Annotated in this window: 17 protein-coding genes; 2 read left to right on the forward strand and 15 right to left on the reverse strand. The window is 44.2% G+C overall.

What is annotated here, in order from left to right:
- Positions 1–16 precede the first annotated feature (16 nt).
- From AC58QG_RS13935 to AC58QG_RS14005, 15 genes are all read right to left on the reverse strand, one after another.
- A complete protein-coding gene (locus tag AC58QG_RS13935; protein ID WP_497362615.1) occupies positions 17–847 on the reverse strand; it encodes a carbohydrate ABC transporter permease in 831 nt (276 codons plus the stop codon).
- Positions 847–1,731, reverse strand: a complete 885-nt coding sequence (locus AC58QG_RS13940; protein WP_497362616.1) for a carbohydrate ABC transporter permease — start codon at positions 1,729–1,731, stop codon at positions 847–849. Before AC58QG_RS13940 ends, AC58QG_RS13935 begins: the two co-directional genes overlap by 1 nt.
- Before the next feature lie 78 nt (positions 1,732–1,809).
- On the reverse strand, positions 1,810–3,153 hold the full coding sequence (locus AC58QG_RS13945) for an ABC transporter substrate-binding protein (protein ID WP_497362617.1): 1,344 nt from the start codon (positions 3,151–3,153) through the stop codon (positions 1,810–1,812).
- 120 nt (positions 3,154–3,273) lie between these two features.
- Positions 3,274–4,821 (reverse strand): response regulator, encoded by a 1,548-nt coding sequence (locus tag AC58QG_RS13950; RefSeq protein WP_497362618.1) that lies wholly within the window; start codon positions 4,819–4,821, stop codon positions 3,274–3,276.
- Between the two features lie 42 nt (positions 4,822–4,863).
- Complete coding sequence (locus tag AC58QG_RS13955) at positions 4,864–6,786, reverse strand: sensor histidine kinase (protein WP_497362619.1); 1,923 nt, start codon at positions 6,784–6,786, stop codon at positions 4,864–4,866.
- Positions 6,787–7,127: 341 nt separating this feature from the next.
- A complete protein-coding gene (locus AC58QG_RS13960; protein WP_497362620.1) occupies positions 7,128–9,470 on the reverse strand; it encodes a helix-turn-helix domain-containing protein in 2,343 nt (780 codons plus the stop codon).
- A gap of 128 nt (positions 9,471–9,598) precedes the next feature.
- Positions 9,599–10,384 carry a sugar phosphate isomerase/epimerase family protein gene (locus tag AC58QG_RS13965; protein ID WP_497362621.1) on the reverse strand — a complete coding sequence of 262 codons (786 nt, stop codon included), beginning with the start codon at positions 10,382–10,384 and terminating at the stop codon, positions 9,599–9,601.
- 35 nt (positions 10,385–10,419) lie between these two features.
- Positions 10,420–11,283, reverse strand: coding sequence for a sugar phosphate isomerase/epimerase family protein (locus AC58QG_RS13970; protein ID WP_497362622.1), 864 nt, complete (start codon positions 11,281–11,283; stop codon positions 10,420–10,422).
- Entirely contained in the window at positions 11,246–12,097 is an 852-nt protein-coding gene (locus AC58QG_RS13975) for an endonuclease/exonuclease/phosphatase family protein (protein WP_497362623.1), read from the reverse strand. Before AC58QG_RS13975 ends, AC58QG_RS13970 begins: the two co-directional genes overlap by 38 nt.
- Before the next feature lie 34 nt (positions 12,098–12,131).
- A complete protein-coding gene (locus AC58QG_RS13980; protein WP_497362624.1) occupies positions 12,132–13,421 on the reverse strand; it encodes an MFS transporter in 1,290 nt (429 codons plus the stop codon).
- A complete protein-coding gene (locus AC58QG_RS13985; RefSeq protein WP_497362625.1) occupies positions 13,378–14,619 on the reverse strand; it encodes an MFS transporter in 1,242 nt (413 codons plus the stop codon). Before AC58QG_RS13985 ends, AC58QG_RS13980 begins: the two co-directional genes overlap by 44 nt.
- 123 nt (positions 14,620–14,742) lie before the next feature.
- Positions 14,743–15,615, reverse strand: coding sequence for an MBL fold metallo-hydrolase (locus AC58QG_RS13990; protein ID WP_497362626.1), 873 nt, complete (start codon positions 15,613–15,615; stop codon positions 14,743–14,745).
- Positions 15,616–15,687: 72 nt separating this feature from the next.
- On the reverse strand, positions 15,688–17,226 hold the full coding sequence (locus AC58QG_RS13995; protein ID WP_497362627.1) for an extracellular solute-binding protein: 1,539 nt from the start codon (positions 17,224–17,226) through the stop codon (positions 15,688–15,690).
- A gap of 67 nt (positions 17,227–17,293) precedes the next feature.
- Entirely contained in the window at positions 17,294–18,172 is an 879-nt protein-coding gene (locus AC58QG_RS14000) for a carbohydrate ABC transporter permease (protein ID WP_497362628.1), read from the reverse strand.
- A 1-nt stretch (position 18,173) separates the two neighbouring features.
- The gene (locus AC58QG_RS14005) at positions 18,174–19,142 is read right to left on the reverse strand and encodes an ABC transporter permease (protein WP_497362629.1); all 969 of its coding nucleotides are present in this window, start codon (positions 19,140–19,142) and stop codon (positions 18,174–18,176) included.
- 327 nt (positions 19,143–19,469) lie between these two features.
- On the opposite strand from AC58QG_RS14005, the gene AC58QG_RS14010 reads away from it, so the two are divergent.
- Positions 19,470–21,512 (forward strand): alginate lyase family protein, encoded by a 2,043-nt coding sequence (locus AC58QG_RS14010; protein WP_497362630.1) that lies wholly within the window; start codon positions 19,470–19,472, stop codon positions 21,510–21,512.
- A complete protein-coding gene (locus AC58QG_RS14015) occupies positions 21,493–23,376 on the forward strand; it encodes a hypothetical protein (RefSeq protein WP_497362631.1) in 1,884 nt (627 codons plus the stop codon). The genes AC58QG_RS14010 and AC58QG_RS14015 overlap by 20 nt, the downstream gene beginning before the upstream one ends.
- Positions 23,377–23,569 lie beyond the last annotated feature (193 nt).

Genomic DNA, 23,569 nt, shown 5'->3' on the forward strand with positions numbered 1-23,569 from the left:
TCCACCACAATCTTACCTATCCTTTTACAGCACCCGCTGTCATGCCTTCCACGATGTATCTTTGTGCAATCGCATACGCTGTGATTGCAGGTAAGGTTGACATCAATAATACGCTGAAAACTTTTTCCCACGCGGTGTTGTACATCGAATTAAATACATAAACCATCATCGGGAGTGTATATTGACTTGAGCTCTTCAGATAAATAAGTGGACCGACAAAATCGTTCCAAATCCCCAAAAAACTAAGAATGAAAGTCGTTGCAACAATAGGTGTAAGCTGTGGAAGTATAAGAAAAAAAAACAACCGCAACACCTTAGCGCCTTCCATAATGGCCGACTCATCCAGCTCCCTAGGGACGGTTTTAATAAATCCGGTCATCAAGAATACAGCGATTGGCGCTCCTCCAGCAATGTAGATGAGTTCTAGTCCTGCGAAAGTTCCATAGAGTCCAATAGATTTCAGTGTATATATGGTAGGAATCAAAAATCCGGAAGGAATGATACCGAACACAAAATAATTATAAGTAAACTTCGTCACAGATGACTGTCTTCGATCTATGATAAACGCAGTAATGGAGGCCATCAGTAGAAGAATAAGAACGCTTGATAATGAAATAAAAGTACTGTTCTTCAAGCCCAGTAGGATATTGGCTTCTTTGAATACCTTCACATAGTTGTCAAAATGCAGACTTGTAGGCAATGAGAAATTCAGCAGAGCTGCTTCTCCAGGTGACTTCAGAGAATTGAGCAAAGCAAAGTAAAAAGGAAGCATGATGCCGATGCTCAATACAATCATTACTGCTTCACTAAGCCCTAATACGATGTTGCGACTTTTTTTAATCTTCATTATAAATGTACCTCATTTTTTCTTAGCAGCTTCAGCATAGGAAATGTAAGCAGGCAAACGATCATGAATAATACCAAGCTCATCGCTGTTCCATACGCATACAATTTATTACCAAACTGAGCATAGACCAAGGTATTAATGACATGTGCCTGTTTTCCTGTTAGCAGATACGGAAGATCGAACACTTTTAAACTGCCTACAAGCGACATGACCATGTTGATCGTTATCGCAGGAGCAATTAATGGAAGGGTAATATTGCGAAAAGATTGCCAAGGGCTTGCTCCATCGACTCGCGCAGCTTCCTTTAAATCACCCGGTATCGTCTTTAAGCCAGAAAGATAGATCGTGGCATTAAACCCCAAAAACATCCATATATTAATCGCGCTGATGGAATAAATGTTAATATTCCGATCCGTTAGCCAACCTCGAATGAAATCAGCCATGCCAAAGTTGATAAGAACCTGGTCAAAAGGCCCATCTGGATATAAAATGGCAGAGAACGTAAAAGCGATGATTAATGGACTAAATATACAAGGAAGAAAAAAAGCACTTCGGATAAACCCTTTAAATTTAAACGGTAGATTAAACATGAGTGCAAGCATCAAACTAAGGATATTGATGAAAATCATGACGGTAATGGCATACTTGAATGTATTGGCAAATGCACTACCTTCATCGCCAGATAATCCCATCAGTTTAATTTGATCTAAAATGTTTCTGAACTGATACAATCCCACAAAGTTTACTTTGAATATACTTTCACTTGTTGCCGTCCAATCCGTAAATGACATACATAAGCCCATTATGGCCGGAAACAAAGATAACACAGAATAAATGATTAATAACGGCAACATAAAGATATAGGAGTAATATCGCTTAGTCATTATGCCGAAACCCCCTCTGTTAAAGAGAAGAGTAACCACATTTACTCTGGCCCACTCTTCTCTGACATTTAGTATGATTTAAAATCCAGTAATTTTATTATCTTTACCTGATTTGATATAGCCTGCTTGCGTTTCCTGCAGTGCCTTATCTACGGGTTTGGCTCCAAGGATGACGCCTGCTAAATCAAAACCAACATTGAGTCCTGGTGTTATCAGGTTGGAATAGAACGGTACTGTTTTACCTGCTTCAAAGGATTTCACCAAATCGCTTGTTCCCGGATTCAGATCAGCTTTAACGCCTTTATACGGAGGAAGCGCTTTTAATTTACCGTAGTAGCCATTCAGTATGTCATCTGAAGTAAAGAAATTAAAGAAGTCCTTCTCTGCTGCTTCATTTTTCCCCTTCGTAATGGACATCCCGATGCTTAGATCAATAGGAACTACCGAATTTTCATCCCAAGGAAGTGGAAACATGCCGATAAATTTCGCTGAATCAGGAAACTTCTGCAGAGCGGCTGGGATTAAATTATCAACCTGCACGACCATTGCCGCTTTGCCTTGCCCAAAAGCAGCAACTTCCATATCGTAAGTGGCGGAAGCAGCATCCTTATTCATGTAACCTTTAGCAAAAAGTTCTTGATGTCTGCTTAGCAGCTTTTTAGCTGCTTCCGATTTGGTAAAATCGAATGTACCCGCATTTATCTGATCAATAAAACCTTTTTTGGTAAACTCATTAGCAAAACCGATGAAATTATACAATAATGGCGGCCAGCTATCCTTAATACCTTCAAAGATTGGGGTAATACCTGCTTGTTTTAATTTCTCACATACAGCCAAGAATACATCATAGGTTTTAGGAATCTCAATACCATTTTTAGCAAAAATGTCTTTATTGTAGATAACGCCGGCACCATTAAATCCACCGACAGGTATTTGATAGAATTTCTTGTCTGACTTCAGCCAAACTCCGTCTTTCGTGATGGGATCTGATAATTTCTTCATGAATGGCTCATTCGTTAAATCCACCAGCAATTTTTCAGCATTCATATTTCGGAGCCAAGTTGGATTCGTGTAACTAAATACGATGTTCGGTAATTCGTTTACCGCTGCTTTTGTCGTGACCGCATCATTAAATGCCTGCCCGCCGGGTGTGACTTGAATGTCTAATTTATTGCCTGATTTCTTCTGATATTCGTCAAATACCCACTTAATCGGCTCATCATACCAGTCTTTACTGATAATCACACTTAATGTAACGCTTTCATTTTTCTTCGCTTCAGAGGTTGCCTTTGCTTCTGTGGAAGCTTGAGCGGGTGATGAGGAGCTTGAACTTGTAGGCGTACTGCTGCCGCAAGCGGTGAAGACAATCGCCATGAGTGAAGCAAGACTGACAGTAAATAATTTCTTTTGTTTTCTTTGCATCTGTAAACCCTCCATTTTTTATGTTTAAGGTCAAGACCAACCCTTGCTTAAAGTATATGAAGAATAGCTGCATATCTAAATGGAGGATATCAACTTGCCGTTTGGATTATTCTGCAGCGCTTACATTTGCGTATTTTCTGCCCTGAACTCGGTCGGCGCCATGCCTGTTATGGATTTAAACACCCGGCTAAAATAATATTGATCACTAAAACCGGTAATTTCGGCAATTTCCTTCAACATCACATCAGGGTACTCCTTCATATAGCGCTTGGCTTTTTCTATTCTCAATTTAATGAGATAGTCGATAGGGGAATCACCTGAATACTTTTTGAAAATCTTGCCTAATTGGGATTCGGTAATGCCAAATAACTCTGCGGTTTCCGGCAGGGATATTTTCCGATCCAGATTATGAACGAAATATTCCGCTATGCGATTCGTCAATTGCTGATAGTTCGTAAGATCGACTTTTCCATCTGTGCCAAAGAGCTGATCGATGAGCTTTAGAAATTCAACACGAATACTATCCATCTGATTGTTCTCTAGAAATAGCTTTTCAATATCCTCTTCGAAATAAAGCGAGGGGCTTTTCAAAAGAACACCGCTATTCTGACAAATAATTCGAATCACATTCTTTAAATTGATCTCCAAATTTCTCTTTGGCATGGAACCATTGATCCAAGCATCCAATGTTTTGACCAATTCACTTTTTACCAATTTGCTTTGGCCATTCTTGCAGAAAAAGATCAGCTTTTTCTCCAGCTCCGAATGATGAGCTATCCATTCCATGCCCAAATCGTCTTGTTGCAGCTCAAATAACACTTGATTGCTACCTACAACAGCTCTCGCATGTACGATTTGCCTTAATTTCTGCACGGTCCCGGCGACTTGAACATTCTTCACTTCAGCCTGCTCGAAAGCAATAGTTACATATTCGGAAGTATGGTTAATCTTATGCAAGATTTGTTTTGCGAGTATGGCGAGGTTTCGTTCACTTTGAACATGCCAATTCATGACGACTATGATTTCATTAGGAAATTTACCTTCAAGAATCCAATAATTAGGTTCTAAAGTGGGGCTGCTCGCTTGTAATATACCGTCCAGATCCAGTTGTTGGATGAACCTTTGCATGTTATCGCAATACGCTCTTGTGTCGGGAAAATGGTTTAATGGGTTATTGATACATAGACACATCAAGCCAAATGTCTCTTCATGAAAACTATCCAGCATAGAGCTGTCACCATTGGAATGGATGACTTTATTTAAAACATAGGCACAATGTTGATGTCTCTTATCTCTTAGTTTAATTTTAATTTTGGCAAGCACATGAGCCAAATCTTCGGATGACAACGGTTTCAGTAGATAGTCCTCGACGCCTAGTTGCAAGGCTTGTTTGGCATATTCGAATTCCTCGTATCCGCTTATGATGACGCAAGTCAGATTTAGGCCGCTCATTCTTAACTTCTTGATCAGATTCAGGCCATCTACAATGGGCATTCTTATGTCGGTAATCAGCAAATCTGGCTGTAAGCGAATGATCTCGTTGTACGCATCCTCGCCATTGAAAGCTTGTCCAACCACTGCAAAATCGCCATCCAATTCGTGAACCTTCTTCACGATACTTCTTAATAAAGGCGGCTCATCTTCTGCAACAAATACATGAAATTTCACCTAAATATCCCCCTTTTTGATCGTATATGGCTTTGTATGCACCTAATTCGCATCCTCAAATGATCCTCCGAAAGTGACAGAAAACCCGCCATTCTCATTGTTTTCCAGTTTGAAATAGAATGAATCCCTATACATTAACTTTAATCGCTTGAGTGTGTTCGTTAATCCCAGACCTGATTCGGCGGTGCTATCACTTTCCATCACGTTCAAATTATCATACTCTGCTACTTCTTTGCTTATTTCTTCAAGCTTGTTTACTGCCATACCACACCCGTTATCAGCAACGGTTATCGTCCAACTGCCATGAGCCACCCTGCCATAAATTGAAATTTTCCACGGTGGCCTGCTTTCACTGAAGCCATGGTTTATGCAATTTTCAATTAAGGGCTGCAGGACTAGCTTAGGTACAAGGATTGCCAACATTTCTTTGGGAAGTTCAACATCGTATACCAGATGCTCTTCGTAGCGGAATTTCATCAACGCTAGATAATGACTCATATAATCAGCTTCATGCTGCAAATTTGTTTGTAAATCTGTAAATTTGGTGACATATTTAAGCATCGAGGACAATTTTCTGCACATATCAGACACATGGTTCAGACCACCTTCCTCACTTGTAACGGCAATTACAGAGAGGGTGTTATAGAGAAAATGGGGGTTCATCTGCGCCTGTAAAGCCATCCAGTGAGCCTTCGCTTCCTTGGATCGCGCCTCTATATTCTCATTCATGGCTGTATGGAGACGGAGCCGAACATCATTAAAGGCCGAATAAATTTCGGTGACTTCTTCGATACCGGATTCCAACCTGGGGTTATCCGATTCTTTCATTAAGTTGGTCATATCTGATTTTTTAATATATCTGTGCAGCAGTTTCATTGGATACGTGATACTTCTTGAGGAAAAGTAGGCAAATAGTAAGGTTGCAGCGAGTACCATAACAAGAACAGTTAGGAACCATAGCCTGAATTTGTTGGCTTCTGAATACAGCAAATGGTCTTTAATGGCATAAATCGTCGTCCATCCTGTCAAGTTTGAATAGTTATAAACTAAGGTCTCATATTTATGGGAATTCGGGTTCCATACATGTTTCTGATCCGAAGCCTTGTTGGATGCTGCATCCATTAAATAGTTAAAGGATGGATTATCCAGATTTTCTCCCTGTATGGGTTCCATCGCTGGAAACATTAATTGGTTATTTTCATCAAACACATAAAAATCATTGTATTTATCTGTTGTCACGAGTTTCATCATATTTTCTAGCTTCGAATAATTCTGCTGCACCTCGATGATGCCTGTTTTTGTTCGGCTTACCGTATCACTGAATGATCTGGCTAACGAAATAACCAATTGGTTATCACCGTTCCAATCACTATTATGAGGGGGCAACACGGCTTTGCTGCCATTCATCTGAACTACTTTATCAATCCATGCCGTATTGGAAATTCTTTGTTGTATCTCCTGTTTGCTAAACGTATTGCTTACTGGAGCACTAAAGAATGTACCTTCCTGATCAAATAGCACAATTTCATTCGTTTTCATTTCCGGACCATTTAATGAATTGATCACATTTACAATGTTACGTTCCTGCAAAATGGTATACATTTGATATTTATTATCAGATGGATTTTGAATAGGATTGAAAAAAAAGTAATCCGTCATAAAATTTGACCCTGTCTTAGGAATCTCAAACAAGTCAAAATTATTTTGTAAATAATAGAACATATCGCTATCATAATAGACGCGCGAGAACAAAATATTGCGGGACAGATTGTCCATGTCCTGGATGAATATATCCAATTGGTTCGACGTGGATTTAACTAGATTATGATAAGTCCCTAGTACATTGTTTTGAATTACGGATGAGGTATACAGAAAGAAAGAAACCCCGGTGATCAATGAAAAAATGATAATCGTCGCAATATGGCTAATAAAAAGTCTTTTCTGAAGGCTCCGAAACTTAAACAATTGTATACCTCCCGTTTACTCCTATTAATTCTATTAAAGAATATTAGCCCTCAATCTTTCCCATAATTTAGCATACTCTGACGGTAATTATATAGCATATATTAGGCAATTGGAATCTATTAAAGTGAATCCTGAAACTGCTCAAAAGCTTTATACATTAAATACAAAGATGGATTACAACAGCACTAATCAACAAAACTCCCGATCAGCAAATGCTAATCGGGAGTTAATGATAAGCTATATTAGATTACTTTTAAAAACTCGCTACGCCTAGAAATCTCTGCGTCTATTGGGATTGGAATTCAAGTATCTTTATGTCGCTGCACAGCTCATTCGGCTCTTCATTTGTTATGCAAACCATCTCTGTATTGACCCGGTGTTTTTCCTTCGTACTTTTTAAAGATACGTATGAAATACGGCGGTTGATAGCCAATCTGCTCGGCGATATCATTAATTTTGTCATCCGTTTGGTATAACAGCTCTTTTGCCTTCTCCAGACGTACTTTTGTTAAATAGTCAATAAAATTCATGCCTGTAATCTGTTTGAAGCCTAGACTCAATTTCTTCGTATAAGTGGCGTGCTGCTCAGCGCATGATTCAAGCGAAATATCCGTCATATACGCATTGTGGATCATAGCGACCACCTGCTCAACCAGCTGCTTCAGCTTAATATCCTGGTTATCCCCAATCCATTGCACATAAGGTTCAATCACACTTGAACGGAACCAACCCAACATATCGCTAGGCTCGTGTAGTTGTGTCAGCTCTACATGCAGCTGTTTACCTCCATAAATCGCATGTAAATTGTACCCAGACTGAATGATTAAATGATGTATGCTTCCGAGCAGCTGCAGCATGCCTTGCAGGACGTAGAACTCCTTGGCGGAATTCCGGGTCAGCTCGGAGATGAACGTTTCTGTTAGCCGGATGGCTTCCTCGGCATCCCCCATTCGTACCGCTTGCAGTAACTCCTTCTCTACCGTGAGGGGATATGTAAATGGCTCGTAGTCATTTTCAGACCAGCTGCCCATATCCAATACTTGATTGCCTTCCTCCAAATCACGGAAACGAAGTGCCTGGCGCGCCTGAACAATCAAATCGGGTATGGCTTTTAACTGAGAGGATACCTTACCAATACTGATGGTTACCTTTACTTTCAAAATCGTATGAAGGTTATGTATGATTTCTTCGCCTAAGTTCATAAGCTGTTGTCTGATGCGTTCTATGTCCTCTTCTTCAGGAAACATCATAAAGAGACCAATCGATAAATCCTGAAAATTTATAACGCTTGCACCCTGCATCTGACTATTAACAAGCTCCTCAACGATATTCGCCGCAGCAAAGGTTACTAATTGCTCATCGCCTTTCTCAAACTTCCCTTCAACTTGAGAAAGTCCTAGCAGTTCAATGACTGTAAATGAAAACTTCTTGTTCGTCACATCCCAACCGTAAGTCTTCATTCGCGTGCTAATTTCATGCTCGGACATGTAATAATAATGCCCTTCCACAAATTTCAGCAAAAAGCCGTCACGCAGCGCTGGCAAGCTCATCTCCAACCGCGTTTTAAACACTTCGCTCTCCTGGGTTACATGCAGCCAGCGATTCTCAATGAACGCTATCTCATCCTTGCTGTTGTTTAAACCATCATCGCTTCGCCCAGAACGAAAAATGCCTACTAGCCTGCCAACAGGCTGATAAAGCTTATTTGAAGCAAACCAAGACAGCACAATGGCAATAACTAAACCGAGAATACTCGCAACGATCATCAAGTGCGACATAATGACAACCGGCTTCGTGAGCAGCGTTAGTGGAATCGCCGTCACATACGTCAAGCCAATCTTCGGCATTTCCAGTTGAGCAACCGCGTATTTCTGTCCTTTATAAACAAATTTAAACGAAGCATCCTTGTTACCGCCGACGATTTGCTCCCTTAATGCGGATGTAAGCGGACTAATAGGCTGCTTTTCCTTATTTCCAGTTGTCACCCACGCCATGTTTTTATCCAGAATAAAAGCTGCTCCTGAGCCATCTGGGTTCAGCCCGCGCAGTAAGTTGTTCATCTCATCTGGATTCAAATCGACAATAAATGCCCCGTAGGGCTGACTGCTGATTACCGGCAGCTTATACACCAACGTCATCTTCGACAATTGATTATCCTTGCCTGGTATAAATCCGAATTTCCAGAAAAATCCACCATTAAATTTCAAGTTTTCCTTGTACTGGTCGCTCTCGTCCTTTGAAGCGATCGGGACCACTCCTTTATCCGGTGAAATCAGCACATTCTTCTGTTCCACATAAAGCTGAACTTGCTGAATCATTCGATCGGCATGAGAAAAAGTGGTCAACAACTCAAACATATTTTGTGCCAGACGAAAATTTTCTTCATAAGAATCAATCCGTAATTGATCGTTAAATACCTGATTTTGCGCCAATTGGTTGGTTATGATTTCTACCCGCTCAAATTGCGCGCTAAGCTGCTCTGCCGCTTGCTTCAGCCTCAATGAGTGCGTGTGCTCTACCTCGCGCTCAATGTGTGCGGTGCTGATCACATAAGTGCTGACCGCGATCAGCGCTGTCGGCAAGCTAGAGATGAATAGTACAATAGCAAGGCTTTTGCGGAAAAAACGTCCTTTTTCTGTTCGCTTCCTTACTAAATTCCTGAAACGCCAAAGCCAAGGCTTCATGTTGACTATCCCCCAAAATCCCTCTTGAAAGCGTATACTATTTACTAAGTATACCAAGATTGTTAGGTAGAAACCAGCAAAACGCCAAGCTGAATACGTCAGGCAGCTTGGCGTAACTGAACATGGTACTATAATTGCGACTTCATAAATGCAATGGACTGCATAAACGTTTCATCGGTCTTCTCATACTGGAAGCATTCCAGAGACAGCCATCCTTCATAACCGATTTGCTGCAGAGCGGCAAATCCGCTGCGGAAATCAATGTGTCCTTTCCCAGGAACATCCCGATTTGAATCGGCCAGATGCACGTAGCCGAGCCATTTACGCGACTCGATTAACGCCTTATTCATGTCTGCCTCCTCCATATTCATATGGAAAAAGTCAGCAAGCACAACCATATGCTGTGAGTTAACTCGCTCGCATATCGCTACAGCTTGATCCACCCGCTTCAAATAGTGCGTTTCATACCGGTTGATCGGCTCCAGAATGACTTTAGAACCAACGCTCCCAGCATACTCCGTTAATTCATGCAACTGTTCAATCAATAGCTCATCTTCTGCTTGAAGCTCTGTTTTCCATGGTGATAGATCCGGCAGCTTCGCATCGCCGAACACAGGAACCAGAATCAACCCTGAGGCGCCTACTTCAGATGCCAAGCCAAGCAAATTTTTAATTTCCTTCTTCGATTGCTCACGAACAGACTTCTCCGCATATAGCAGTCGTGAGTTATATCCTTCGCATACCCCTGCGGCTTGAACCCCATACTCCATAAGAGCTGATTTGACTTCACTGGTTTGCTCAATTAGTGTACTTCCATGCAATTCCATGCCTGTGTATCCGTAACGTGCCGCATTTCGCACTTTGTCTCTAAACGAGTTTCCCGGGGTAATCGCTTCTTGAATAGAAAATTTCATCCGTCATTTCTCCTTTGTATAGGTATCTGTTCTGCTTATTCAGCTTCAAATAGCTGTTTGATCCGTCGCAAGCCTGCTGCAATTTCCTCTGTATGGGCCCTATAAAAGCGATCGCGCACTTCAGCAATCACCAGTCCTTCATAACCTTTGAATTCACGAATAATCGTCTCATAGGGAATGCTGCCCCAACCAATTGGCAAATGCAGGTCGCCTCTGCCAAGAGCGGTCCAGTTTTTATTGCCGAACGCGTTATAAGACGGACGATCTGTCAGGCGGGTTTCCTCGAATTGCCCGAAGTTATCGTTAATGTGTACATGAGCGGCCAATCGGGCGCAGCGCGCTGCTGCAGCCTCATAATCGTAGCCGTAATAACTTGCGGCCAAATGATCGTGTCCGATATCATACGTCATTCGGATGCCTGGATGGTTTAACCGCTCCACCAGCTCGGCCACCTTCAAGGAGCTTTCAATTTCTATGTTTTCCACCGCTAAAATTACGCCATCCGCCTGTTCCGCCGCAGTTAACAGCATTTCGGCGAACTGCTGCTCCAAGCTTTCGTCATCGGATTGCTTCTCAAAGTGGACGACAAGAATATCACTGCCGATGAGGCGGCAGAATGCCATACTGCTAAGCATGACTTCCAGCGTCTTCTCCGGCATGCTCCTCGTGCGCAGATTCATTGCTCTAGACTGGTGGACGCTGTAACGAAACGGATATTGTTTCAACGTGTCGAGTACCCACTGAGTTCGACCTGGGTGTAAGTTGCCGTTGAAAATCAAATCCAAACTCTCGGCATTCAGCTCTACCGCCTCGACGCCCATTTTCGCTGCCATATCCAGCGCCCGTGGTAAATCTTCCGCATCACAGTTTAAGGAGACGCCCATTTGAACCATGTTCATTCATCTCCTTTCCTGTTCCATTTGCCACGATTTGCAGCTTTGCTACAACAGGATAATGGTCCGACGGATACTTCCCGTCGATCATCCGACGGTCGATCAGTACAGAGAGCACCTGCAAGTCCGAAGTCACGAAAATATAATCGATAGGCTCGCCCTCAGTCTCACCCGCGTATTTGGCATTTGCCGATAAACCGATCGGCCCCTCCAAGACAGAGTAAGCGTCCGACATGTCCACGAATCCTTCGCGAATCGCCACTTCCCCTCGCATGATACGAATAGCTGACTCCTCAGGAGTCGCATTGAAGTCACCCATCAGCACGGCAGGGGCATTCTTCTGCCTACGAATTTGCTGAATCCGTTCCCAGATTAGCTCAACACCTTTCTCCCTTGCCTGCATCCCTAGATGATCCAGATGGGTGTTGAATACCAACAACTCTTCTCCGCTGTTCTTGTACCTCAAATGCGCCCAAGTGCAAATACGGGGCAGCGAACTATCCCAGCTTTTGCTGCCCTTCTTCTCTGGCTGCTCAGATAACCAGAACGTATCATGCTCCAGGAGCTCTATCTCTTCCTTTTTATAAAAAATGGCGCAATGCTCATCCTCACGTCCACCAAGGCGTCCTTCGCCAACATAGCTGTATTCGTCCAACTTCAGATCTTCCAGCATATGAAAACGCGTTTCCTGCGTTCCAAATACAGCTGGATTATGCTCTCTAATCATCCGTGCCGCCTTATCACTGCGGTGGCCCCAAACATGATCACCATCATTGCCTGTACTTGTTCTAAGGTTGAAAGTCAGAACTGTCATGTTCATAATTTCATCATTCCCTTCCTTCACATCTATTGTCTTAACTCACGCGTTGAAGAGGTTTGCGTTCCAGCAACATAAACGCGCCGATCACCATCGTGAGCAGTAGCAGTACACCCACGACAGATGAAACGCCGAAGGTCTGCATCCACAGCGGTGCATCATTCAACTGCTTATACACATAACCGCCCAAGATCGGCCCTAGAAATCCGGCGAGCCCCGTCATCGCATTGAACACGGCCAGGAACATCGCTCGTTCACTTCTAGGCGTTTCCCCAATGGTAAAATTAAATATGAGAAGATTAAAACCACCTAGCCCGATTCCAAGCAGAACATGGACGAGCAGCAGAACTGGTATTACGGGAAGTACGGTAATCAAGCCCCATACAAGGCAGCACAAGGATAAAAATGGCAGTGTCCAGAATAGCAGCGTTCGGGTGGGATAGCGCAATGTCAATCTTCCCCATATGTAATAGCTCGCCATCATGACCAAATTCTGCACGATCACGACGTACGAAATCGTTTCGTAACGAATATGCATAATGTTCTGCATGACATAGTTAAAAAGTGGAATGGCGATGTTCATCACAAACAACCATGATGCTATAAAAAACATCGACCTCCGGAACATCCGATTCCGAAACGGGGCAAGCAGCATATCCCGCTTTAGGGCTTCTCCTGACTTCTCTAACGGTGGATTCGCATAACCAAAAAGACATAGCAAATTGGCTACCGTGCATACACCGCAAATTATGAACAGAATTTCAAACCCATACCCGCCGGGGTATCTCTCCAGCACATTTCCGCCCAACCATACGCATATACTGCCAACGCCCCATAGAATCATGTTGCGTATCCCGAAGTATCTCCCTCTTATTGGGGCTGGTACAATGTCTCCCACCAGAGATGACCACGCAGGCGTGGAGAAATATTTGCTCAAAAACGAGATCGCGCAGAACACTAAATACATATTCGCTTGATTAGCCCCCGAAAACCAAAACGGAATGAAGCCACAAGCCACCCAAAATGCCCGGTGCATAAAACCGAACAGGGTATGAACAAGCAGACGGTTCGACACCCCTTGGATGAATAGCGCACCCAGTACCTGTGTCACATTCGCCAAAACAGGAATGGCGAGTGCAATACCAATCTGCACTGGGGTGGCGCCTAGATAAAGCAGATAGCTCGTTTGGAAGGGTCCGCCCAAGATAAAGACTACGGAAACTGCAGGAATTCCTTCGAGCGTGATGATGTACAAATTTTTACGATGAGTGCTAATCTTTCTTTTAAACAGCCTTCCTTTTCCTAACCGCTGCAGTGTAAGATTCATCGTGTGACTCCTTCCTCAGCAGCATCCTGGAACCGAGCGTCAGGGCGATAAGCAGCAGCAAAACTCCAATGACCATGAAGATGCCATACGTTTGCAGCCAAAGGGACGCATTGGCCAGCTGTTTGTAAGCATACCCTCCCAGAAGCGCACCGAGAAACCCGGAAATTCCAATAATTGCATTGAATATGGCCACAAACATAGCTCTTTCGCTTTGCGGCGTATCGCCAATCGAAAAATTGAAAACCAACAAATTGAATCCGCTTATTCCCAATCCGAGCAACACGTGGACGATTAGCAGCACGATCACCGCAGGCATCACGGTTAGCGCTCCCCAAGCCAGACAGCAAAGGGAAAGAAGTGGCAGTGTCCAGAACAGCAAAGTGCGTGTCGTATACCGTGAGGTCCATCGACCCCAAAGGTAAAAGCCGGCCATCATAGCCACATTTTGCACAATCGTGATGTACGAAATGATTTCAAAGCGGACATGCATAATATTCTGCATGACGTAGTTGAACATCGGAATTGAGACATTCATGACGAGCATGCATAGCGCAATAAACCACATTGATCTTCGAAAGGAAGCATTTCGAAATGGCGCCATCAACATGTCTTTTTTATAGGAATGATGGGACTTCTCGAACGGCGGATTGGTATAGCCGAAAATGCTGATCAGATGCGCCAATGTACAAATCGCACAGATCATGAACAACAAACGGAATCCTTCCCCTCCTGGATACGCATCCAATATGCGACCGCCGATCCATAGACACAGACTAGCGACACCCCAGAGAATCATATTGCGGATTCCGAAGTACTTTCCTCGGATTTTGGACGGGATGAGGTCTCCAACCATGGATGACCACGCAGGTGCCCCCACATATTTGGACATAAAGGAGAGCGTGCAGATCGCGATATACATGCTTGCCTGTACGGACTGCGCGAACAGCAACGGAATTAAGCCGCACGTAACCCATATACTACGATGTCCGAACGTGAAAAGCATGTAAAAATATTTCCGATTTGTAATCCGCTGTATGTACAGTGCGCCTATGATTTGCATGAAATTGGCCAAATGCGGAATGGAGAGCGCAATGCCGATCTGCAGGGGGCTAGCGCTTAAATAAAGTAAAAATGCAGTTTGTACCGGCCCGCTCAATAAAAAATTAACGGCATACGACGGTATGGCCTCAACTGTCATGACGTACAAACTTTTACGGTGTGTGCTAAATTTCTTTCTGAACCGTCTTCCTATCCGAGCTGATATCTGAACATGGTGCATCATGAACCTCCAATCCGCTCAAACAAGTCGGCTGCAGCTCATCTAAGCTCCATCGATGGATAGTCCATCATAGGCAACGACAACTTTATGACCAGATTGGTCAAACGTCATCTGCATCTCGTCATGTAGCAAATGATGCGCGGTATTGATATGCGTCGCCCAAACTTGTGTCTGTTCCCGAACGAGGCCGATTTCTTTCATGCGTTCCAGCATGAGCAAATAATTCGGAATATCTAGATGGGAGTCTACGTGCATAGGACGCCCCTCCTTATTGCCAAATGTACATTCCATAATTAGAAGATCTACTGACTTACCTGCTAGGAAGTCCCAAACCTCTTGGGTATACCAGCCTGTATCAGACGCGTACAGCATCTTTCTGCCATCCGGTAATTGGATGAGATAATTGATCGCTTTTTCGTTCTGGCCGAACGCCTTATGATTCCCACACAATGTCGTGATCTTCAATCGACCGACGTCATAGCTTTCGAAATAACGCAGGGGATGCATGATGAATTTGGCTCCTAGTTTCTCTATGTTCGTAGCGCCGCTTGCGTTGTAGACGGCAAGCATCTTCTCACACCACTCGGCTGCCGGTTCGCTCAAGTAAATATGAATCGCCTTGCCGTTATGCTCGAGTTGGCACATCTTGCTGAGCAATTCCCCAATATCAAAGTGATCTGTGTGTGTATGTGTGATCAGCAGATGCTCCAAATCGTACGCATCTAGCCCAAGCGTGACCATTTGGTAAAAAATATCTGGACCAAAATCAATTTGATGCTGGGAATCAATTCGAAATGATGTACGACTGCGAATGTTTTTGCCCCCTGCCGCTCGAATTCTTTGGCACAATTCGCAGCGACAAAAATAAGAAGGCGAGCCTTCCGCAGCCCCTGTGCCTAGAAATGTCATGTTCATATACGAAGTCCTCCTTCTAGGGATCATGCTGTTATAAACGACCCGCTGCTGGATAGCAGCGGGTAGCGTTTCTTACTTAGCAAATCGTTCTTTATACGCCGCATTCATCTCTGTGATGATCGCTTGGTACGTTTTATCCGCCTTCAATTCCACGATATATTTATCCCAAGCGTCGATTGGTTGTTTGCCCATGATCACTTGAATTTTCAAATCCTGAAGCTTCTTCATATACTCCGCGCCTAATTTATTGAACGTTTCGCTTTGCAGTCCGACAGCAGGATCACCGATGCTGATCTGTTCGCGATCATCAATCAGCTTCTTATACTTTTCAAATTGTTCACAGGTGACCAAAGCACTCGCACCAGGCGCACGCGCATATTTGTTGTACGAACTGAAAATTTGACCGATATCACCGAAGTTGTCTTTATCTTTTTGCGGCAAGGTCTCATATCCACAGGCTGTCTTCTTGTAGTGGACATTCTCGAAGCCGTAATTTTTCAGCATGTCGCCTTCTGGAGACGCGCCGTAGTCGAGCATAGCAAGAATCTTTTTCAGCTTAGCCTCATTAACGCTTTTCTTTGGTATAACCAGTCCGCCATAAAGACCTGTACCGCGGATGGACATTTTTTTGCCATTAGGGCTTGTCATATAAAGCGGTGACATGAGTACTGACTTGGGTTCGACTTTAATCAAGTCTTTACCGATATTATTAATATTGTTCAATGTGTTGTTAAAGCTGCCGGCTTTATTCGCTTTCAATTGTTCTTCATGCTGCGTTGTTTTCAAGAGGGCAAAATCTTTCGGAATGATGCCTTCGCTGAATGCCTTGTTCAAATAAACAAGCGAGTCACGCGTACCTTGAAGAAGATCGGTATCGAGCAGCTTGCCGTCCTCCAGCTTCCATTTACCGTTCGCATTATTAAATATATTTTGGAAAATAATGAAGTTACCCATTTTCTGTGATTCGACGCTTCCGGTGAATCCAAACGTATCCTTTTGCCCATTGCCATCCGGATCTTTCTCTGCAAATGCCTTCATCATGGTATACATATCATCCAGCGTCTCAGGTGCTTTCAAGCCTAGCTTATCCAACCAATCCTGACGGATAATCGGGAAGCTGTCGCCATCTAGTGGACGAACACGCGGAATCATATAATTCTTCCCTTTGACCTTCGTATTGTTCCAAATATCAGCCGGGTATTTCGCTAGATTCGGATAATCCTTGAGATATGGCGAGATATCCCAAAACGCTCCCTGCCCCATCATCGTCTGCACGTTAGAGGCAAACGGGTCGGAGACGACCATCAAATCAGGAATATCGCCGGAAGCCAGCGTGACATTCGCCTTGTCATTGTAATTATTATTCGAGATTAATGTGACATTCATCTTCATGTTTGTTCGTTTTTCAATTTCTTTCTTGATCACATTGTCATCCGTAAACGGTTCATTTTGAAAGTATGGCGACATGACAGAAATTTCGGTCACGGTCTTATCTTCTTTCCCTTGTGCCGCATTACCGGCGGCATCTTTGACCGCTCCACCTCCACAACCTGTTGCTAACAACGTAAGTGCAAGTGGTGACAACAACCATTTTTTCCCCTTAAGTTTCATATAAATCCTCCTCTTGGATTAGCTATATCGTTAGCACATCTATGATAAAAGGCACAACAGAAACCTCTTATTCCTTCACAGAGCCCACCATAACACCTTTAGCAAAGTGCTTTTGAAGAAATGGATAAATGAGTAGAATCGGTATCGTTGCTACGATAACTGCCGCCATCTTCAACATCTCAGACGGCATTCGCTTCTGCAAGGCCATCTCAGACGCCGCTTCTACCCCCATGGAAGTAGACGAGTCAATCAGCATGTTTTGCAAGAGCACCTGCAAAGGGTACTTATTCGCGTCATTGATATACAGAATAGCATTGAAGAATGTGTTCCAATAGGCCACTGCGTAAAACAAGCCAATCGCTGCCATGGATGGGAGAGAAAGCGGCAGGATAATTTTGAACCATACGCCGATATCGGAGCTGCCATCGATTTTCGCAGCATCTTCCAAGCTAGCTGGCACGCTATCGAAAAAGCCTTTCATCAGAAAGATATACCAACCGCTTGTAAGCGAAGGAATAATAAGTGACCACAGGCTATTAATCAATCCCAAATCGCGGACGAGCAAGTACTGCGGGATGATGCCTGGACTAAACAAAGTCGTTAACAGCACCATCAATAGTAGAGGTTTTCTGCCTAACATCTGCTTCCGAGAAAGCGTGTAGGCAAACATAGACGTTACAATCAGGCTGAGTATCGTCCCGACCGTGGTTAGAAACACGCTTACGCCTGTCGCTTTCACAAAAGCACTGGTGGAAAGCAAGTACCGATAGGAGGCTAACGTCCATTTTTCAGGGAACAGGATGATGCCGCCTCGGAAATATTGCTCTGGCGATACAAATGAAACAACGAATACATAGTAGATTGGGAACAAGGTAATTGCTGCCATAATCGTCAACCCAATTAGATTGGCAATATTGAACACTTTGCTGCCTACGCTCTCTTTCATCCTAATACACCCCTTCCTCTCCGAAGCGTTTGGATAAGCGATTCGCAAGGATAACCAGAATCAGTCCGACAACGGATTTGAACATGCCGACTGCCGTTGTAAAGCTGAACTGTGCCTGCTGAATGCCAAGTCGGTATACAAAGGTATCGAATACATCGGCAACACTGGCTACAGCTCCGTTGGACATCAAGTATACTTGTTCGAAGCCGACATCCATCATATGGCCCATACGCAGAATAAATAAGATAACGATGACATTACGGATAGCAGGCAGCGTGATATGCCAGGCTTGCCGAAGGCGACTTGCGCCGTCGATTTTAGAAGCTTCATAAAGCTGTGGATCGACACCCGCAATGGCTGCGAGGAAAATAATCGTTCCCCATCCTGCTTCTTTCCATATGGACTGTGCCGTAAGCACACCCCAAAACAGCTTCGTATTCGTTAGAAAATCAATAGGCTGCATATGGATTGCGATCAACATCTTATTGATAATCCCTTCTGAGCCAAGAAGCAGGAAACAAAGTCCTGCAATGATAACCCAAGATAGAAAGTGCGGCAGGTATACAATCGATTGTACGATGCGTTTGAACACCGCATTTCTAACTTCATTCAGCAGTAACGATACAACAATAGGTAAAGGGAAAAAGAACAGCAGGTTCAGCAAATTAATCGCTAGCGTATTACGAAATAACAAGAGAAATTCTGAGTCGGAGAAGAATCGTTGGAAATGCGTTAAGCCAACCCAATCACTGTGCATAACCCCCAAGAAAGGCGAGTAATCCATAAATGCGATAATTAATCCCCACATCGGCACATATTTAAATAAGATCATAAAGATGATTCCCGGTAGGGCCAGTGCATACAAGTAGCGATCACGGATGATGCGGCTCCTGAAAGATTGCCATTTCGTCCGCTTAAGTGTAACCGTTTTCTCGGTTGTGTTTACTTTTAATTCTGAATACGTGTTCACCCTGCATCCCCTCCTCAACCCTCAGTTCGTTCATGGCTTTATCGTAACCAACTGCCCTATTTCCGGCAATGAGATAAATTTTCCGTGCTGATTTCATCCTATGAGACTTTTTTTCCGCCCCGTAGCAGTGCCGATTCTGACGCTTTAATCCCTAAATCATACAGAGGAGGAGCAATACCGATTTGAATCCTTACTTCCCCATAATCTCAGCTTGTAAGGCCGTTCCGATGGTGAAGAATATTTGTCTCATTGTTGGAAATAAAGTCCAGCGTTACCATGATTACAAACATGTAATTTCATCTTTTTAATTGAAAGGGAGCGTACACTGTGAATCTAAGCAGCATTCTGAAAACTCCTCTAACCGAGGAACAGCTATACGAGCGGGTAAAGAAACGTAATGCCACTTACAAAATGCACTCTCTAGAAAATATGAATTGCATTCGGGACGAAGATCCTCTTTGGGAAGATGAGATTATTGCCCAGGCTAATTTAGCAATGGAAGGCAAGCTGGTATTACCCGGTACTTCTGGTAAACCGTTCTTTGTCGGTCTACCCCCAAAATGGAATGAAAATACCGTTGGTGATAATGAGTACACATGGGCGCTCAATCGCATGTCCCATTGGGAGTATTTAATTCAAGCCTATCTATTGACGAATAAGGGTGCCTATGCGAAGAAAGTGATCGACGAATTGCGCAATTGGATTGCACAATGCCCTCCGCTCGCTTTTACCTCTGTCTCACAGGAAACGGTTGATTTTTATAACGGACCTCGCGCATGGCGCACGCTTGAAGCAGGTATTCGGATGTTTAAGACGTGGCCGCTCATTCTAAAATATCTCATCGATTCGGAATGGATGACACCCGAGTTGCTTGGCGAGATTGCCGTCTCTGCCTACCAACATTGCGAAGTTTTATCTGCTATCTGTCCTGTGCTTTGGCCGGAAGCGGACCATAACCATTACTTGCATGAATGTTTGGGACTACTTCAAGCGGTGTGCCTATTCCCCGAGTTTGACAAGTCTGACACTTGGAAAGCCTTCGCCATGCATGAAATTGAACGCTGCATGGCGAAGCAAATTACAGAAGACGGCGGACAAATTGAAGGTTGTCCACACTACCACAATGACTGCCTCCTCTTTCTATGCAAAGCAATCATGTTAGCGAATGCGCATGACTTTAGCTTTTCACAGGCGTATGTATCCAAGTTGGAGAAAGCCGCGTTTTATTCCGTCTATTCGTACAGACCGAGCGGATCTATTGTCCCTTGGGGAGATTCGGATGCGGCTAATAATGCGCTGGATGCAACCTTTTATTATTATGCGGCTACCGGTAACACGCTGCCCTTGCAAGTCATTTTAAAATTGACTAAGGATATGAGCGGATATATCCCATTAATATGGAACATCCCTCACGGCAAGCAGCTTGCGGAAAACCTGGCTGTACTGCATCAAGCATCTCCTATTGATCTTCCAGAGGCTTCGTGGCAGCGTCAACTGAAACAGGCTATGTATAGAACCGGCTGGGACAAGGATGCCATCTCCTTATTCTTTGCTTGCTTGACCCCCGTCTTCCACAGCGGTCACGGTCATATCGATCCAATGAGCTTTGACCTGACTGCTTTCGGTAAACCGCTTGTTGTCGATCCTGGCCGGTTCTGCTATCGCGAAGATGAAGATCGGAAGCAGTTTAAGTCAGCCTCCTATCATAACATGCTGACTGTCAATCACCGCGATCCTTTTGACTACGTATCCAACTGGCGATATACGGAGCAGAAGATTGGCGATATGGTTCAGTGTTACCAAACCGACGATATCATCGCTTTTGAAGCCTATCATGAAAATTATGATCCGTTCATTCACAAACGTCTTATCGGCATCATCGATCAGCAGTTTGTACTCATTCTCGACCATGTCACCAACCTAGAGACTTCCTCCACGATTCAATTGTATTATCACATCGACTCAGAACATGTCGTGTTGTCGGAGGACCGCGTTAGCGCTCTAACTGTTGATGAAGGAGCTAACATATGGCTAACCGTAACGGCTGCTTTAAAAGGAGAACTACTGCCAGGTCGAGTATCCGATTTTATTGACGTAAGCCGCCAGTCAACCCGCGTGTGCTTCAATGATACGGAATTACGCCAGGGAACGCGCGTTTATGCTACGCTCCTTATCCCTTTTAAGGAAAGCGTAATTGCACCTGTCATTTCTTCGTTCGAGGTATATGAACATAACGCCTGCACCATATGCAATTTGCATCTAAATGGCACTACCCATACATTCACATGGTCAGAAGGCTTATTTGAACGAAAAATGGAAGAAACCAACGATAAGAAGGAGTGTCGAACCGATGAATTTGCCAGCTATTAAAAAAGCATTGGACTATGGCAGCCGCCATGCACAGGGTCTTTTTACCGAAGGAACGAATCCAGATCGCTGGAAGGAGATGCAAGCTTCTCCTTTTTATCAACCGATCCTGGAGGAAGTACGAGTAAAAGCGCAGCAGCTTCTGAACGAACCGCTGGAAGCTCTGCCTTTTTCGAAATATCGCATTTTTGATGAAAGCGGTTCGCGAAAGGAATACGAGAAACCCTATTTTCGCCGCCGTCTGCATTTGAACACATTTGCAATTATGGCTATGATCGACGACGATCCGGCCTATATGCAGGCGTTAGAGGATACGATTTGGACCCTCTGTGACGATTATACCTGGTGTTTGCCAGCCCATCTGTTTGGTAATTCGCTGAAGGTGATTGAACGGTTGAATTACGAGAACTCTTGCCTTGATAAGTCAAAGTCCCGCTACCGCGAGCATCGTCACATGGTCGACCTTTTCGCTGCTGAAACGGGATTTGCTCTTGCCGAAATCCTCCATCTGCTTGGAGACCGCATGGCCGAATTGGTTGCATACAGAGCTCGCAAGGAAGTTATGGAACGCGTCATAGAATCGTTTACGGATCAGAATCACATGTTTGAATTCGAGACAGCCACCCACAACTGGTCAGCTGTCTGTGCTGGCTCTGTCGGCGCTGCGGCCCTATATCTCATTGAGGACAGCCTGGTATTAGCGCCTATCCTGTATCGCCTGCTTGGTGCTGTTAGTTCCTACCTCAGCGGATTTGAAGAAGACGGCGCTTGTACCGAAGGCCTTGGCTACTGGGGTTACGGTTTCGGCTTCTTCACTTATTTCGCCGCATTGTTGGAACAGCGTACAGCCGGGCAAATCAATTTATTTAATAATCCAAAAGTTGAGCAGATTGCTATGTTCCATCAAAAATGCTACTTGTATGAAAATAACATTGTCAGCTTCTCCGATTCCTCGCATAAGGCTGCATCAAGTCTTGGGCTTACGCATTTCTTAAAAACGAAGTTCAGCGAGCTAGCCGTTCCCGATACTCGTTATCGTGCTCCCTATGCTTCCGACCACTGCTTCCGATGGGCCAGCACGATCCGCAGCATAGTGTGGGCTAATCCAGTTTACAGCAGCTTGCCTCAACAGGATCAAGCCAGCTATCTTCCGAATGCGCAATGGATGATCAGTCGCAAAATGACACCGAACGGGGCAGTCAGCTTTGCGGCAAAAGGCGGTCATAATCAAGAACCGCACAATCACAATGATGTGGGCAACTTCATCTATCATATTAATGGGGAAACGCTCCTTACCGATACAGGGGCAGGTGAGTATTCCAAGCAGTATTTCGGTGATGAACGGTATACCTTTATCGCCAATCGGTCTATGGGGCATTCCGTCCCTATCGTCGAAGGGTACGAGCAGCAAGCTGGCCCGTCATACAAAGCGAAAATTATTTCCCACGTAATCAGCGACGAAGCAGACAGGCTTAGTCTCGATATCGCCAGAGCGTATCCTAACGAAAACTTGCGTTCACTCATCCGTAACTTCCGCTTTAATAAGGCGTATCCGCCTGTGTTAGAGCTGGAGGATACTTACCAGTTTAATCAGCAGCCTGCTGCTCCGGTTGTGGAACGATTCGTCTCCTTCCAGAAACCTCAGTTGCTCAAGTCAAATACGGTGAGAATCACAGGTGAGCAGCACTACGTTGATATTCGGTTTAGCGCCGCTCAGCTGGATTACGAATGCAAGCGCGTCGATTTCGTGGACCACCACGGCGTAACCGTCGATTTGTTTCTATTGGATTTCACATTGAAATCCCCTTCTTCAGAGGAAACGGTTGCCTTCCGCTTCGAGGGAGCTCCTTTGGCATTATCAAGATAGCGGTTAGATGGACGCCAAAAATCGAAACAGCGACAGTCAGAGACTAGAAAGTCTTAGACTGTCGCTGTGTGGCGTTCACTTGGTGACAACAAAGTAAAAATGATCACTTAATCAAAATCCTGTCCACTGTTCGGACCTCGATCGGCTTTATATAATTCAGACGTATCGAACCGAATAAGATGGAGGGAGTTAA

It is taken from the genome of Paenibacillus sp. J22P169 (genome assembly GCF_059691995.1).

Bases quoted from the DNA above. Each gene is read 5' to 3' on its own strand.
- AC58QG_RS13935 (WP_497362615.1), bottom strand. From the start codon at position 847: ATGAAGATTAAAAAAAGTCGCAACATCGTATTAGGGCTTAGTGAAGCA.
- AC58QG_RS13940 (WP_497362616.1), bottom strand. From the start codon at position 1,731: ATGACTAAGCGATATTACTCCTATATCTTTATGTTGCCGTTATTAATC.
- AC58QG_RS13945 (WP_497362617.1), bottom strand. From the start codon at position 3,153: ATGCAAAGAAAACAAAAGAAATTATTTACTGTCAGTCTTGCTTCACTC.
- AC58QG_RS13960 (WP_497362620.1), bottom strand. From the start codon at position 9,470: ATGAAGCCTTGGCTTTGGCGTTTCAGGAATTTAGTAAGGAAGCGAACA.
- AC58QG_RS13965 (WP_497362621.1), bottom strand. From the start codon at position 10,384: ATGAAATTTTCTATTCAAGAAGCGATTACCCCGGGAAACTCGTTTAGA.
- AC58QG_RS13970 (WP_497362622.1), bottom strand. From the start codon at position 11,283: ATGAACATGGTTCAAATGGGCGTCTCCTTAAACTGTGATGCGGAAGAT.
- AC58QG_RS13975 (WP_497362623.1), bottom strand. From the start codon at position 12,097: ATGAACATGACAGTTCTGACTTTCAACCTTAGAACAAGTACAGGCAAT.
- AC58QG_RS13980 (WP_497362624.1), bottom strand. From the start codon at position 13,421: ATGAATCTTACACTGCAGCGGTTAGGAAAAGGAAGGCTGTTTAAAAGA.
- AC58QG_RS13985 (WP_497362625.1), bottom strand. From the start codon at position 14,619: ATGACAGTTGAGGCCATACCGTCGTATGCCGTTAATTTTTTATTGAGC.
- AC58QG_RS13990 (WP_497362626.1), bottom strand. From the start codon at position 15,615: ATGAACATGACATTTCTAGGCACAGGGGCTGCGGAAGGCTCGCCTTCT.
- AC58QG_RS13995 (WP_497362627.1), bottom strand. From the start codon at position 17,226: ATGAAACTTAAGGGGAAAAAATGGTTGTTGTCACCACTTGCACTTACG.
- AC58QG_RS14000 (WP_497362628.1), bottom strand. From the start codon at position 18,172: ATGAAAGAGAGCGTAGGCAGCAAAGTGTTCAATATTGCCAATCTAATT.
- AC58QG_RS14015 (WP_497362631.1), top strand. From the start codon at position 21,493: ATGAATTTGCCAGCTATTAAAAAAGCATTGGACTATGGCAGCCGCCAT.